The organism is Vibrio sp. CAU 1672, assembly GCF_029223195.1.
GTDB lineage: Bacteria > Pseudomonadota > Gammaproteobacteria > Enterobacterales > Vibrionaceae > Vibrio.
The window spans coordinates 14,768-29,788 of sequence record NZ_JARHUF010000010.1; the positions used below are offsets into that span (position 1 = coordinate 14,768).

Annotated in this window: 15 protein-coding genes; 11 read left to right on the forward strand and 4 right to left on the reverse strand. The window is 47.9% G+C overall.

The window, feature by feature from the left end; translation table 11 throughout:
• Positions 1-18: 18 nt before the first annotated feature.
• The 8 genes from sohB (at position 19) to P2G85_RS11170 (ending at position 8,923) form a co-directional block, all read left to right on the forward strand.
• Positions 19-1,080 carry a protease SohB gene (sohB, locus tag P2G85_RS11135; protein ID WP_275864157.1) on the forward strand — a complete coding sequence of 354 codons (1,062 nt, stop codon included), beginning with the start codon at positions 19-21 and terminating at the stop codon, positions 1,078-1,080.
• 208 nt (positions 1,081-1,288) lie between these two features.
• Positions 1,289-1,969: a (d)CMP kinase gene (gene cmk / locus P2G85_RS11140; protein WP_275864158.1), complete on the forward strand. Its 681-nt coding sequence runs from the start codon at positions 1,289-1,291 to the stop codon at positions 1,967-1,969.
• Between the two features lie 109 nt (positions 1,970-2,078).
• Positions 2,079-3,749 carry a 30S ribosomal protein S1 gene (rpsA, locus tag P2G85_RS11145; protein ID WP_275864159.1) on the forward strand — a complete coding sequence of 557 codons (1,671 nt, stop codon included), beginning with the start codon at positions 2,079-2,081 and terminating at the stop codon, positions 3,747-3,749.
• Positions 3,750-3,961: 212 nt separating this feature from the next.
• The gene (ihfB, locus tag P2G85_RS11150; protein ID WP_275864160.1) at positions 3,962-4,243 is read left to right on the forward strand and encodes an integration host factor subunit beta; all 282 of its coding nucleotides are present in this window, start codon (positions 3,962-3,964) and stop codon (positions 4,241-4,243) included.
• A 177-nt stretch (positions 4,244-4,420) separates the two neighbouring features.
• The gene (locus P2G85_RS11155; protein ID WP_275864161.1) at positions 4,421-4,705 is read left to right on the forward strand and encodes a lipopolysaccharide assembly protein LapA domain-containing protein; all 285 of its coding nucleotides are present in this window, start codon (positions 4,421-4,423) and stop codon (positions 4,703-4,705) included.
• A gap of 18 nt (positions 4,706-4,723) precedes the next feature.
• Positions 4,724-5,899 (forward strand): lipopolysaccharide assembly protein LapB, encoded by a 1,176-nt coding sequence (lapB, locus tag P2G85_RS11160; RefSeq protein ID WP_275864162.1) that lies wholly within the window; start codon positions 4,724-4,726, stop codon positions 5,897-5,899.
• A gap of 99 nt (positions 5,900-5,998) precedes the next feature.
• Positions 5,999-6,697 (forward strand): orotidine-5'-phosphate decarboxylase, encoded by a 699-nt coding sequence (gene pyrF / locus P2G85_RS11165; RefSeq protein ID WP_275864163.1) that lies wholly within the window; start codon positions 5,999-6,001, stop codon positions 6,695-6,697.
• Between the two features lie 387 nt (positions 6,698-7,084).
• Positions 7,085-8,923 (forward strand): extracellular solute-binding protein, encoded by a 1,839-nt coding sequence (locus tag P2G85_RS11170; RefSeq protein WP_275864164.1) that lies wholly within the window; start codon positions 7,085-7,087, stop codon positions 8,921-8,923.
• A 34-nt stretch (positions 8,924-8,957) separates the two neighbouring features.
• On the opposite strand, the gene P2G85_RS11175 is transcribed toward P2G85_RS11170, so the two are convergent.
• Positions 8,958-9,488 (reverse strand): hypothetical protein, encoded by a 531-nt coding sequence (locus tag P2G85_RS11175; protein WP_275864165.1) that lies wholly within the window; start codon positions 9,486-9,488, stop codon positions 8,958-8,960.
• 437 nt (positions 9,489-9,925) lie between these two features.
• Here P2G85_RS11175 and P2G85_RS11180 point away from each other — a divergent pair, with 437 nt between their 5' ends.
• Entirely contained in the window at positions 9,926-10,681 is a 756-nt protein-coding gene (locus P2G85_RS11180) for a class I SAM-dependent methyltransferase (RefSeq protein WP_275864166.1), read from the forward strand.
• A gap of 99 nt (positions 10,682-10,780) precedes the next feature.
• A complete protein-coding gene (locus P2G85_RS11185; protein ID WP_275864167.1) occupies positions 10,781-11,323 on the forward strand; it encodes an isochorismatase family protein in 543 nt (180 codons plus the stop codon).
• Here P2G85_RS11185 and P2G85_RS11190 read toward each other — a convergent pair whose 3' ends face one another.
• From P2G85_RS11190 to P2G85_RS11200, 3 genes are all read right to left on the reverse strand, one after another.
• A complete protein-coding gene (locus tag P2G85_RS11190; protein ID WP_275864168.1) occupies positions 11,324-12,223 on the reverse strand; it encodes a 1-aminocyclopropane-1-carboxylate deaminase/D-cysteine desulfhydrase in 900 nt (299 codons plus the stop codon).
• Positions 12,224-12,336: 113 nt separating this feature from the next.
• Positions 12,337-13,611, reverse strand: a complete 1,275-nt coding sequence (locus P2G85_RS11195) for a HAMP domain-containing sensor histidine kinase (protein ID WP_275864169.1) — start codon at positions 13,609-13,611, stop codon at positions 12,337-12,339.
• Complete coding sequence (locus P2G85_RS11200) at positions 13,608-14,285, reverse strand: response regulator transcription factor (protein WP_275864170.1); 678 nt, start codon at positions 14,283-14,285, stop codon at positions 13,608-13,610. Before P2G85_RS11200 ends, P2G85_RS11195 begins: the two co-directional genes overlap by 4 nt.
• 338 nt (positions 14,286-14,623) lie before the next feature.
• On the opposite strand from P2G85_RS11200, the gene P2G85_RS11205 reads away from it, so the two are divergent.
• The gene (locus P2G85_RS11205; protein WP_275864171.1) at positions 14,624-15,019 is read left to right on the forward strand and encodes a GtrA family protein; all 396 of its coding nucleotides are present in this window, start codon (positions 14,624-14,626) and stop codon (positions 15,017-15,019) included.
• Positions 15,020-15,021: the final 2 nt, after the last annotated feature.

A 15,021-nucleotide genomic window follows, 5' to 3' on the forward strand; every position in this document is an offset into this window, starting at 1 on the left:
AGATTAGAGGATTTCTGATTGGAATTTTTATTAGATTACGGCCTGTTCCTGGCCAAAATAGTCACTGTTGTGGCCGCAGTAATTGTACTGTTGGTGATCGCAAAATCTGCGGGTGGAAAATCGGGAGCGGCAAAGGGGGAGTTGGAAATCACCAACTTGTCAGAGCAACATAAGCAGGTGGTGGAAGAGCTGGAGCATCACCTGCATGATGACGCGTTTATCAAAGCACGTAACAAAGCGGTGAAAAAAGCAGAAAAAGAGAAAACCAAAAACCGCGAGAAAGAGATCAAACAAGCGAGCAAAGAGGGTGAGCTAGACAACAAGCGCGAGCCGCATCTATTCGTGCTGGACTTCAAGGGCAGCATTGATGCCAAGGAAGTGGGTTCGCTGCGAGAAGAGATCACCGCTGTATTGGCAGTCGCACGCGAAGGTGATGAGGTGCTGTTGCGTCTGGAATCTGGGGGCGGCATGGTGCATGGCTATGGCCTGGCGGCTTCACAATTGGATCGCGTTAAAGCTGCCGGTTTGCCATTGACGATTGCGGTGGATAAAGTCGCAGCCAGCGGTGGTTACATGATGGCTTGTGTCGCGGATAAAATTGTCTCGGCGCCGTTTGCGATCCTGGGCTCGATCGGGGTGATTGCACAACTGCCAAACTTTAATAAATTACTGAGAAAGCATGACATCGAATTCGAACAACTGACGGCTGGTGAGTACAAACGTACTTTAACCATGTTTGGTGAGAATACCGAAAAAGCGCGTGATAAGTTCAAACAAGAGCTGGAGGAAACCCATGTGCTGTTTAAAGACTTTATCCGTGAACGTCGGCCGGAACTCGAATTAGATAAAGTCGCCACTGGTGAACACTGGTTTGGCACCCAGGCTAAAGAACTGGGTTTGGTGGATGAGATCAGTACCTCGGATGATCTGGTTGTGGCGGCCTGCAAAGATAAAACGGTGCTGGCCATGCATTATGTGCAGAAGAAAAAACTGGCAGATAAACTGGCAGGCGTGGCGGCTAAGGTCGCGGACGGTGTTCTGCTCAAGCTTGTTGAGCGAGGCCAGAAGCCGATTGTGTAACCCGGTGGGCAATCAATCACCTTCAGGCAGCGAATGCAAAAGCGTTCGCTGCTTTTTTATGTCAGTAGGCTAATTGTGGCGGCCTGCTGGCAAGTAGGTGTAATGCTTTACACGACATTTTTCCTCGCCCCTCAAGGAGTTTATCCGTATAATACGCGCCTCGAAAACCGAGCAAATTGCTAAAAAGAAACTATAGGTGGAGAAGAACATGTCCTCTCAGACTCCGGTAATTACCGTAGATGGACCGAGTGGTGCGGGTAAAGGCACTTTGTGTATGCTGCTGGCTAAGAAGCTAGGCTTTCAACTCTTAGATTCAGGCGCTATTTATCGTGTGCTGGCACTGGCGGCGATCCACCATGGCGTGGATACTGAGTCTGAAGATGCGCTTGTCCCACTGGCGACTCACCTGGATGTTCAATTTGTTGCGGAAGGTGACCTGGTTAAAGTGATTTTGGAAGGCGAAGACGTATCGGGCGAGCTGCGCAAAGAAGAGACCGGTATGGCGGCATCCAAAGTGGCTGCGCTGCCACGTGTCCGTGAAGCATTATTGCGTCGTCAACGTGCGTTTGAAACGGCGCCTGGCCTGGTGGCGGACGGTCGCGATATGGGCACCGTAGTCTTTCCAACAGCACCAGTGAAAATTTTCCTTGATGCAAGTGCCGAAGAGCGTGCAAATCGACGCCTTAAACAGTTGCAAGAGAAAGGGTTAGATGTTAAATTTGCTGACCTTTTAAGCGAGATCCAAGAGCGTGACGACCGAGATCGTAACCGCCCAGTGGCGCCATTACGCCCTGCTGAGGATGCGCTTGTGCTAGATTCTACGTCGATGGGTATCGACGAAGTGGTAGAAAAGGCACTACAATATATCGAATCGAAGCTGGTTGGGTAATTTACCCGGTCAGGCTAAGAACGTTGGTCGCAAGGATGATGACCGGCGAAGCTAATAACCCCATGTGGTAGGACACCCGTGGACGTTTAATTTATTGAAGATTAAATAAATGACTGAATCTTTTGCTCAACTCTTTGAAGAGTTTCTAAACGAGACTGAATTCCAACAAGGTACTATCGTTAAAGGTACTGTAGTAGCTATCGAGAACGGTTTCGTTCTTGTTGACGCTGGTCTTAAGTCTGAGTCTGCAATCCCTGCTGAACAGTTCAAGAACGCTGCTGGCGAACTTGAAGTTGAAGTTGGTTCTGAAGTAGACGTAGCGCTAGACGCTGTTGAAGACGGTTTCGGTGAGACTCAACTTTCTCGTGAGAAAGCTAAGCGCCACGAAGCTTGGATCGTTCTTGAGAAAGCTTACGAAGAAGCTGAAACTGTTGTTGGTATCATCAACGGTAAAGTTAAAGGCGGTTTCACTGTTGAACTAAACGGTATCCGTGCTTTCCTTCCAGGCTCTCTAGTAGACGTACGTCCAATCCGTGACACTGCTCACCTAGAAAACAAAGAGCTAGAGTTCAAAGTTATCAAACTTGACCAAAAACGTAACAACGTAGTTGTTTCACGTCGTGCAGTTATCGAATCTGAGAACAGCGTTGAGCGTGACGAGCTTCTAGAAACTCTACAAGAAGGTTCTGAAGTTAAAGGTATCGTTAAGAACCTTACTGACTACGGTGCGTTCGTTGACCTAGGTGGCGTTGACGGTCTTCTACATATCACTGATATGGCTTGGAAGCGCGTTAAGCACCCATCTGAAATCGTTAACGTTGGTGACGAGATCCAAGTTAAAGTTCTTAAGTTCGACCGTGAGCGTACTCGCGTATCACTAGGTCTTAAGCAACTAGGCGAAGATCCATGGGTAGCAATCGCTAAGCGTTACCCAGAAGGTCACAAACTAACTGGTCGCGTAACTAACCTAACTGACTACGGCTGCTTCGTTGAAATCGAAGAAGGCGTTGAAGGTCTAGTTCACGTTTCAGAAATGGATTGGACTAACAAGAACATCCACCCATCTAAAGTTGTTAATGTTGGCGACGAAGTTGAGGTTATGGTTCTTGAAATCGACGAAGAACGTCGTCGTATCTCTCTAGGTCTGAAACAGTGTAAAGCTAACCCATGGCAGTCATTCGCTGAAGCACAAGCTAAAGGCGACAAAGTTACTGGTAAGATCAAGTCTATCACTGACTTCGGTATCTTCATCGGTCTAGAAGGCGGCATCGACGGTCTGGTTCACCTATCTGACATTTCTTGGAATGTTGCTGGCGAAGAAGCGGTACGTGAGTACAAGAAAGGTGACGAGATCTCTGCAGTTGTTCTAGCAGTAGACGCTGAGCGTGAGCGCATCTCTCTAGGCATCAAGCAAATGGAAAACGACCCATTCAATGCTTACGTTGCTGACAACAAGAAAGGTGCTCTAGTTAACGCTACTGTAACTGCAGTTGACGCTAAAGGCGCTACAGTTGAAATCGCAGAAGGCGTTGAAGGTTACATCCGTGCTTCTGAAGTATCTCGCGATCGCGTAGAAGATGCTTCTCTAATCCTGAGCGCTGGTGATGTTGTTGAAGCGAAGTTCACAGGTGTTGACCGTAAGAACCGCGTAATCAACCTATCTATCAAAGCTAAAGACGAAGCTGAAGAGCAAGAAGCAATGGCATCTATCAACAAGCAAGATGACAATGCATTCGGCAACGCAATGGCTGACGCTTTCAAAGCTGCTAAAGGCGAATAATTTACTCGCTTAAGCAAAAAAGGAGCCGTAAGGCTCCTTTTTTATATTTGCAATATGGATAGTAGTACTACTAATGGCAATAACTCCGGTCATTAAGCTGATTTTTTTGTTGAGCATTTTGTTGGAAAGTTGTCTAGAATTGATAGCAAGTGTTTGTTGGAATTAGTATTACTTACTATAATCAGTAATAAAGATACTCAAAGAGGGCAACTATGACTAAGTCGGAACTGATTGAAAGACTCTGCGCTGAGCAAACCCACTTGTCAGCTAAAGAGGTAGAAGATGCTGTAAAAGATATTTTGGAGCACATGGCTTCTACACTGGAAAGTGGCGAGCGTATTGAGATCCGTGGCTTCGGTAGTTTTTCTCTTCATTACCGCGAACCACGTGTCGGTCGTAATCCTAAAACCGGTGAAAAAGTAGAGCTGGAAGGGAAATACGTTCCTCATTTTAAACCAGGTAAAGAGCTTCGTGAGCGCGTGAACGCAAGCTAATACGGCTCGGAACTTTAAAAGCGGCATACTGTATTGTATGCCGCTTTTTTATGACCAGGCGTAAAGCTCTGTTTTCTCAAGCTAGAACCTGGAACTGACTTAGGTATAATAATCATGGTCTGAAAACGTATTTTCCTGCATAATCTTACCAACTTACTCCTCTAAGGGTGATGTACGATGAAAATTATAAAAATCATTGCTGTTTTAGCTCTCTTTTTAATCGCCTTGGCGCTAGGCTCGCAAAATCAAGACGTAGTAACCTTTAATTACCTGCTCGCAAAAGGTGAGTTCCACCTCTCAACGTTGCTTGGTGTAGTGTTTGTGGCCGGTTTTGGCTTGGCTTGGGTTATTTTTGCCAGCATCCAGTTTAAAACTCAGCTGCAAGTTCGACGTTTAAGAAAGAAACTGAAAAAGTATGAGCCGGCTGATGTCATCAAGCCCACCGCAGAAAAACAGGCATAAGGATAAGGCTCAACTTTAATGCTTGAACTACTCTTCTTGTTATTGCCAATAGCGGCTGCGTATGGCTGGTACATGGGGCATCGCAGCGCTCAGCAAGACAAGCAGAAACAATCACATCAAATCTCTCGCCAGTATATGACGGGTCTTAACCTGCTGTTGTCTGATCAGTCGGATAAGGCAGTCGACCACTTTATTGAATTGCTGCAGGTCGACAATGAGACGATAGACACCCATTTGGCGTTAGGTAACCTTTTCCGCTCTCGTGGTGAGGTAGATCGTGCCATTCGTATTCACCAGAACCTTATCTCTCGCTCCGGCCTGACCTTGGATCAGAAAAACCTCGCGTTGCAACAACTGGCTAAAGATTACATGGTCTCGGGTTTTTTAGACCGTGCTGAAAAAATCTTTGAGCAACTGGAAGAAGAGCCTGAGCACCGCGAAGGTGCGTTACAGCAATTAGTGACGATTTACCAGCAAACCCGTGAATGGGATAAGGCGATCCATTATGCCCACCAACTGGTCAGAATGGGTAAGAAGCATCAGCGGATGAGGGTTAACATTGCCCATTTTTGGTGTGAGTTGGCGATGTTAGAGCAAGCCGATGGCCACCGAAACAAAGCCATTCAATATTATAAAAAAGCCATGTCCGAAGATCCAAAGTGTGTCCGCGCCAGTATTGCCCTAGGAAAGCTGTATTTAGGGGAAGAAGATTACAAGCAGACACTGAAGTATCTCAAGCCGGTGCTGGAACAAGATAAAGATTTTGTCAGTGACGTTTTGCCTACCATTGCCGAATGTTACCACCATCTTGGCCAAGAAGATGAGCTGGTGGAGTTTCTGCGCTTATGTATCGGCAAGAAGGCCGGGGTATCCGCTGAGCTGATGTTGGCCCAACTGGTGGCTCACCATGACAATGTTGCTGCCGCGCAAGAGCTGTTAACCAAACAGTTACTGAAAAACCCGACCATGAAAGGGTTTTACCGTTTAATTGATTACCATATCGCCGAAGCTGAAGATGGCCGGGCCAAGGACAGTTTGTCGACTTTACAGGCCATGGTTGGTGAACAATTAAAAGTAAAACCACATTACCGATGTCGGAAATGTGGTTTCTCCACTCATTCCCTTTACTGGCATTGTCCATCTTGTAAAGGATGGGGGACGATCAAGCCAATCCGCGGATTGGACGGTGAATAATCTTAATGCAGCTGGCAGAGTTTCTGTCCGCTGCATTTTTTTAACCTTATGTTTAACAAGTAAAAAGCAATAAGCACCAAAAAATAGTTAGGAGATGAAATGATCGACCAAAAAGTTATTGTCGCCCTGGATTATGATAACCAAGCAGATGCGCTTGCATTCGTAGATAGAATTGATCCTGCGTCATGCCGCCTCAAAGTAGGCAAGGAAATGTTTACGCTATTTGGTCCTGATTTCGTACGTGAATTGCATAAACGCGGATTTTCTGTATTCCTGGATTTGAAGTTTCACGATATTCCGAATACCTGTTCCAAAGCGGTACGTGCTGCAGCGGAGCTAGGGGTCTGGATGGTCAATGTACATGCGAGCGGCGGTGAGCGTATGATGACGGCATCACGTGAAATTCTTGAACCTTACGGTAAAGACCGTCCGCTATTGATTGGCGTGACAGTACTAACCAGCATGGAGCAAAGCGATCTCGCGGGCATCGGCTTAAACGTTGCGCCTCAAGAGCAGGTTATTCGTCTAGCAACGCTGACTAAAAATTCAGGCCTTGACGGTGTGGTGTGTTCAGCGCAAGAGTCTTCTCTGCTGAAGAGCGAGCTGGGTAAAGAGTTTAAACTGGTAACGCCGGGTATTCGTCCTGCTGGCTCAGCGCAGGGTGACCAACGTCGTATTATGACGCCGGTAGAGGCGATCCAGGCAGGGTCTGATTACCTGGTGATTGGTCGCCCGATCACCCAGGCATCGGATCCTGCTGCGGTACTGCAAGCGATTAATGCCAGTCTTGCCAGTTGAGCATTCGTCATTAAGCAGTGAAAAGGTGAAGGCCTTAGTCCTTCACCTTTTTTTCACTTAAAGCCTGTTAAGGCAGAAAATTGCTCTGTAAAGATCACAATTTTGTAACATAAACAAATGTGTTGCTATTAAAATGCAAGCATATGCTGTTGATGGGTTGCGTTATAAATGCGCAGAGAATACTATGGCGTTGATGCATTCACTGCGTTGTAAGGTCTGGGATGACCTGGTGGAACTCGTTGATATCAATATAGAAGTAGGCAGGATGTCACTTCATATCAGATGCTATCCTTTCTTCTCTGCGAGTCTTTGCTCGCCGTCTTCGTGAGCTTCACTCACCGTCTTCCTGATCCCAGCCTCAGAGCGCAAATACAACAAGGAAGAAACATGACAAAAATACTGCCATTCTCGCTACTCGCTACAGTTACTGCAGTGAGTTTTCAACTGAATGCGGCAACACTTCCCGCTGACATAGAGTGGATTTCTAACAATAATGAACCGTTATTTGCTTCAGATGAGGCGGTACGAGGCGGCACTTATCGTGATTACATCCAGAGCTTTCCACAAACCCTGCGTAGTGTTGGCCCCGATGCAAACTCTGGGTTACGCCAATACTTGATGGATGGCGCACCTAAGCTCGCGCAGCGCCATCCGAATACGGGTAAATGGATCCCGCAGCTGGCTAAGGCGTGGGCGTTTGGTGACGACAATAAAACGGTCTATTTCCAGCTGGATGAAACGGCCAAATGGTCAGATGGTGAAAAGATCACCGCTGATGATTATGCCTTTATGATGAAGTACTACACCTCGAAAGACATCATTGATCCCTGGTACAACGACTTTTTCACTAACAGTATTGTTAGCATAGAGAAAATCGATGATTACACCATCCAAGTTAATCTGGCGGTGGCGCAAAGCCATGATTCATTGATGGTTTTGATCAACATGCCAAGTAACGGTTTCCAGCCACGCCCTGAGCATTTCTTTGCTAAGGAAAAGGATGCAAACAACGATGGCATGCCGGACAACTTTGTACGCAAGTTCAACTTCAAAGCGGAGCCGACCGCCGCGCCATACTATCTGGATAAAGTAAAGAAAGGTAAGAGCGTTACGTTCAAGCACGTCGGGGAAGACTGGTGGGGATACAATAACCGTTATTATAAGAACCGGTATAATGTCGATAAACTCCGTATTACCGTGATCCGCGATCCGGATATTGCCATGAAACACTTTGAAAAAGGCAATCTGGACTACTTTGAAATGGTGCTGCCTAACTATTGGCACGACAAAACCAGCAGCGATGTTTATAAAAACGGTTATATCCAGAAATACTGGGGCTTTAACCAGTCACCACAAGGAGCCGGCGGTCTGTGGATCAACACGGCTATGCAGATGCTGGATAATCTCGAAGTACGTAAAGGCATCATGGCGGCGACCGACTATGATGGCATGATCGACAACATCATGCGCGGCGATTATTCACGTAAACCGCATGGACTGGGTTTCGGTCATGGTGAATATGATGATCCCAGCAATACCCCGCCAAAATTTGATGCCGCTACGGCGATCAAGCACTTTGAAAAAGCCGGGTTTGACAAAGTTGGTGCAGATGGTATCCGGGTGAATGATAAAGGCCAGCGCTTAAGTTTTGCTATCACCTATGGTTACAATACCTGGACGCCACGTATCGCTTATCTGAAAGAACAGGCGAAACTGGCCGGGTTGGAATACACGTTGAACCTGGTTGATGGTTCTTCTGCGTTTAAATACATGCTGGAGAAAAAACATCAATTGGCGTTTTTGAACATGGGCTCGGGTGAGATCCCTGCTTACTGGGAATATTTGCACTCAGACAATGCGAATAAACCGCAGACGAATGCCCATACCAATTACAGTAGCCCTGAGTTAGATAAACTGATTGAAGCGTATGACGCCGAGTTTGATCAACAGAAGCGCTATGATTTGTCACACCAAATTCAGAAGTACGTGACGGAAGCCAACATCATTGTTCCGGGTTACATGGTGCCATATTCCCGCGTTGCTCACTGGCGCTGGGTGAAAATTCCCCACAATGGCATGACCAAGGCGACTGAGTGGGTCTTGCACCCGATGGATATTGGTAATTTCTGGATCGACCCTGAAGTGAAAAAAGAGACGAAAAACGCCATCAAGAGTGGCAAAACCTATCCGGAAACGACGGTCATTGATGATCGCTATAAGATGTAACCCTGTTAGCCCACCGACTGGTGGGCTTGTTATCTTATTTTCTGCTTCCAACAGGGATCATAATATGGGCGTAAGGTGTGCCTTTCCACATCACATATGGGCCACCGTAGTAAGGATCGGTGGGTAAAGACTCTAATAAAGCGTCATCAGGGGTGATGATCATTAAGTGCGGTCCTTCAACGATCCATTGGTTATCATCCGCTTTACCTTCAGCATATGGATCGATGTTACTGGCGCCACCATCTCCGGCCAGCATATAAGATATGCCGATGGTTTTTGCTTCAAACGGTTTTTTGTTCATCCAGGCATCAGCCCATTCCATCCAGGTTCCATCCATACACATCGGCGCAACGCCCTGTAACTGAGGTGGGGTCGGGAAGCAGGTGTATTGGTTTGAACCTTGTTGCAGCACGTTGTTGTTCCAGTCCATTACGGTTACGGCATCTCGCATGGTGGGAGGCGCTGCGCTCAGGGCATCTTCAAGCAAGGCTTTTGAATCGTCAGCAGCGAATACATTAGCCATTGCGCTGACAAGAAATAAGCTTAAACAGGGAGTCAATTTCATAACAACCTCAAGGTAATATCACAAGCAATTGACGGCACCTAATTATAGGGAGTGTTGATTATGATTATTACTCCTAGTGCTATTTAGTATGCGTTCTGTTTGCTATGTTGGTAATTACATGCGTTGCGCACTAAATGGTTTATAAATAATGAACAATTTATTTTTGGTGAGCACAGAGACTCATTTTATGGGGTGGGTTTAATTATGTGGATTCGCAAAAATAATACACTCACCTCCTCACAGTGATCGAGTGAACCACACCGCCTATACTGTGGATGATGACTGTCACGTTTGCTAACTGTCGAAGCTTGAGGTGACGTCACCGGAGTACGTGGCTGGTGGGATCACGCTGCCGGCTACGTGGGGCGTAATTTATTGCTGGCGCTTAAAAGAGTACCGGATTAAGCACCACGAGAAAGTAGTAGGAAGGAGTGCCGATGGATATTCAAGACTTGCGTGAATTTGCATCGGGCACCGAATATGATGCCCAATACGATCAATTGTATGAAGCGGCCGTCGATTTTATCCGCAGCCAAATTGAGTTAACTCAGGCCCGTAGTCTGTTAGATATATGCTGTGGTACCGGGATTGTAACTATTCCACTGGCTAAGCACTTAGATGATGTGATTGGGATTGATATCGCAGACAGCATGCTTGAACACGCGCGGAATAAGGCGTTACAGCTAGATAATCTGGCTTTTATCAATCAAAATGCCTGTCGGTTTGCATTGCACAGACAGTTTGATATTGCGGTGATGACTGGAAACTCCGTGCAGGCATTTTTGGATGATGAGATGCTTGAAAGCGTATTAGCTTCGATCGCTCTGCACTTGAAGCAAGGTGCCCGGTTTATCTTCGACGCGCGTATGCCTACTGCATACAACTTAGAGCTCGATAGTGACATGGCGTTATGGCAGAGTTACTCACTACCTGAGGTGGGTGAGGTTGAATATTTTGGCATGAGTGACAAGTATGACAGTGATAAAGGCATCTTATACTACAGAATTAAGCGCTGTTATCCTGACGGCTCGGTCAAACACTCCGGGATCGACCTTAAATTCCGTACCCTTGACGAATATACAACCTCTCTGCATCGTGCTGGCTTTCAGATTATAGAAAAATACAGCAGCTGGACTGCTAATCTCTATACCGAGGAGTCGGACAACTTGATCTGTATTGCGGAGAAGCTCTAATAGCAGAAGGTGGCGGTAGACAGGCTTGCAGGACATTTGGCTTTAGCGGAGAGTCGTGTTATTTGTTGCATATTGAGGTGAGCCAGTATAGGAATCATTATGCTATCAAAACAAACTACCGGCCTGGTTGTCGTGGATGTCCAGGGAAAGTTGGCGACACTGATGCATGAGAGCGAGTGTTTAATTGCCAACACCACCAAGTTAGTCAAAGGGGCGCAAGCGCTCGGTTTACCGATCCTCTGGCTGGAACAAAATGCTGAGCGGTTGGGACCGACGGTAGCGGATGTGCGTAAACCATTAGCCGAGAACCTCTCTCCAATCAATAAATTTACCTTTGACGGTTGTAAAGATGAGGGGTTCAAAGCCGCTCTGGAGAATACCCAAGTTGATAGCTGGCTGGTTTGTGGTATCGAAGCGCACATCTGTGTTTACCAGACGGCGATGCATCTGAGCACGTTGGGTTATCAGGTTGAACTCGTGACAGACTGCGTTTCTTCGCGGACCGCGGCCAATAAAGCGTTAGCACTGGATAAGCTGCAGGCCAATGGCATTGGGCTCACTGGTCTAGAGATGTGCCTGTATGAGCTGGTAGAGGATTGCCGCGCTGCGGAATTTAAGGCCATTTTAGCGCTGATAAAGTGATTATGGCTCAAACTGGCGTCGATATCTGGGCAACATCGATTCATTACCCAGTAATCCGCCTTGGTGGAGGTAAATAAGCACCTTGTGTGGGTTGTCTGCCAGCCAGGGAAGCAAACACTGCCACATGTACGGATCGTATAAAAGATCAAACTCTACATCAGTTTGTAAAGACAGGGCTTGCCAGGTTGCATAGTCACTGGCATACAAGCGGCCAAAGTGGTGTTTGTCTCTTTGCGTCAATATTGTCGGGTGGCTGTCTTCACCCAGTTGCTTAAACTGCTGAGTCAGGTAGTGTGCATCGCCGACACAGGGGCAAGTGAGTACCTCAATATCGTGTGGGCGTAGGTGTTTGTGTAAGTACAGCGCCGTGGTTCCGGTGCCGGATGGGAGGGCGACCACGAACTCCTTTTTCCCTTCGTAGCGCGTCCAGTCAATGATCTCCATCGCCAATTGTTTCACCCCAGCTTCGGCCAGCGGCAGGCTACCACCTTCCGGGACGAAATAGCTGGTCTCGTCAATGCCGCGAACTTGCTGAATATACTCACGGGGGTGTAGTACTGACCCTACTTCTTGCATTGAGGTGAGACGCATTCCCAAATCTAACGCGCCACGATAATTGCCCAGCGGCGAAGTTTTGAGCCAGGCTGGAATGTGCGATACGTAATATTCAAACGCCCAGCCTTTAATTTTTGCCAGTGCTGCCAGTGAATACATCGCATTCGACTGGACAGACCCATAACTGACTAACGTTTTGAGCGTCGGATCCTGCTCGTCCAGGATCGCCATAAACTTGCGCGCCTTATTTCCGGAAAAATGTGAGTGAAGTAAGTCATCTCGCTTGAGGAAAAAGGCGTGACCATGAAAATGGTGCTGAGTAATGGGGCTGTCAGTGAGTTTCATATCAGGTGCGCGTAACGGCCAGAATACGACGGTTTTATTGACTAAAGGGGGCGTATTCTACCCTCAATCGGAGCAGATAAAAAGCGCTCGATACGCTTTCGTGGTTTGAGGTTTTACGGTAATTCGCTGGTCAGGTCTATGATGGCCTCACAGCCGCTGTCCGGTGAGTTGTGGATGGTGAACTGCCAACCATAGCGGTGGCATAGATCTTCGACAATCAGCAGGCCTAGTCCGTGTCCGTTGGCATCCGGTGTGGAAGCCAGCCCTAAGCCCTGATCGGTGATGCGAATGGCAGTGTTGGTCATGGTGACCCGTATCGTACCGTCCGGCGTCGCGGCGATCGCGTTGCGAAGCAGGTTGCCTAATAAGATCGTCAATACGGCCGTGGTTGCACGAGTGTGAGGGGAACCTTCAATCCGGACTGAAACGTCAAGTTGCTTTTGATCCGCCTGGGCCTGGCTCTGGCGGACGATGGAGTACAACTCCTGTTCTGATATGGCTCGCCATGGCGCGTCATCTTGATTGCGCTCATAGCGGACTAAGCCCAGCAGGGCATCAACCATGGTGGACATTTGCAAGGTGGCATCCTGTATGCGTTTGATTTGACGCTTCTGGAACGGAGGGTTATCCCCTTTGGCAAGAAGGCTGCCTGAGCCTTGCATGATCGTCAGGGGTGTACGTAGTTCATGGCTCGCATAACGGGCAAAAGCTTGCTCACGTTTGATAAGATTGCTGACTTCCTGGCGATATTTGTTGAGCTCGCCTGCCAGGGTCTGGAACTCCTGCGCTGAGCCAGGAGGGACCGAAAACACCTGGCTTGGGTCACCCTGGTGCTGATCCAGCTGGGTCTGCAGGGTGTTGATCGGTTTTATCAGGCTCTGTGACAGACGCCGCAGCAGGCTGCCAAAGATCACGACCAGTACGGCGACCACGGCCAGCACCAGCGCAACGGCGAGAATAAACTCTTCACTGGTGATTTCGACCTCATCAACCAGGGAGACCAGGATGATCGGGTGTTCGACACCTTGGTGGAAATAAGTGCTCATGTAAATCATTCGAGAGTCGGTTTCATCACCGACTTCGTCGAGAAAGTGTTTCTGTCCTTCAAGGTAGTGACGGAATGGCTCCGGGACGACGCTGCTATTGTTGTATGCAGTAGTGAGCAAATCCAACTGAATTTGGTTTTCGCCCGGATGGGCTTGAAAGTACTCAATTGCCTCATTGCGGTCGATCATAATACGGCGTTCAGCAACGCGGTCTTCTGACCACAGCAGAGAGACGGTGATCAAGGCAAAGCAAAAAATTCCGATCACCACGGATACGAAAGTGAAAAACAGCGCCAGCCTGCCGGTCATGCTGTGGGTGTTGGTTAACAGGCGCGGGATCATACCTCCAGCTCCAGACGGAAGCCTACCTTCGGTACGGTTTTCAGTCTCTGGGTGGTAAAGGGTTTATCGACTTGATTGCGTAACTGGTAGATGTGACTGCGTAACACATCGTTGTTGGGGTCGTTCTCCTGCCATAACTGAAACGCGATCTCCTCACGGGTGACTATTTCCGGCGCACGGCGGACCAGCATCTCCAAAATAGTGTATGTGGTTGGGTTTAGCGCCAGTAACTGATTCTGACGATAGGCTTTACGGGTCTTCTGATCGATAGAGATATCGCCATAGTTTAACTGACTGGCCGCCACCGTCCCCCGGTAACGACGGATGAGTGCGCTCATTCGCGCATCGAGAATGTCGAGATCAAAGGGCTTAGTGAGATAATCATCTGCGCCATGCTGGAAACCGTTTAACATATCTTCGCGGCTATCGAGTGCGGTGAGCATCAGAATCGGAGTATTATTGCCGGCGTCACGCAGTCGGTTACATACGGTTAGGCCATCCATTCGTGGCAACATCAGATCCAGCAGGATCACATCAAAGTGGTTTTCCTGGGCAAGTTTCAGTCCGAGTTCCCCGTTGTCGGCGTAGTCTAACTCTGCTCCGGTACATTCAAAGTAATCAAACAGCATTCCGGCGATTTCACGATTGTCTTCCACCAACAGCACGCGCTTCATCGGTTTTTCCTCAGAGGGTTGATTGGGTAAAATGGACTGTCAGCCCCATCATTTGGCCAATATTATTCACTGCTGATGTGAAAAAATTGTCGATGACAAGGTTTTTCCCTGCGGCTCGGACTACGTCACTTTACCGTTAAAGTGCAAGAGTAACACGATGATCCGTGATGTTTACAGCGCGAGGTTAGTGAGATGGTTTGTCATTGTGGAGCAAACCGAAGCCTGCTGCTGCCGGGTGCTACAATAAACAATGATGCACCAATGAGTTAAGTCGATGAGTGTTTAGCTTGAGGTAGATATCGTCCGCGAGATGCAGCGCAATGGACTGATTCTGGGTAATGGGGAACAACGTGGAAAAATGGATAAAATTTGCCATCGTGGGCGGGATCGGCTTTTGCGTCGATACATTTGTGTTCACACTGCTGTTTTATGTCCAGGATCTGGACTTGATGATAGCCAGAATCCTGGCGTTTATGGTGGCGGCCACATCGACCTGGGCGGGAAATCGTTACCTCACTTTTGCCGGTGCGGATCGGCGTAATCCGTACCGGCAATGGCAGAAGTTTATCCTGTCAGCCACGATCAGTGCGCTACCCAACTTAGCCGTGTTTAAAATGTTAACCATACTGTTAGGTGAGCAGGGTATGATGGTGTATCTGGCGCTGGTGGCCGGGATTCTGGTTGGTATGGTCAGCAACTATCTGCTCAGTAGCCGATGGGTATTCGCAAAATAAAA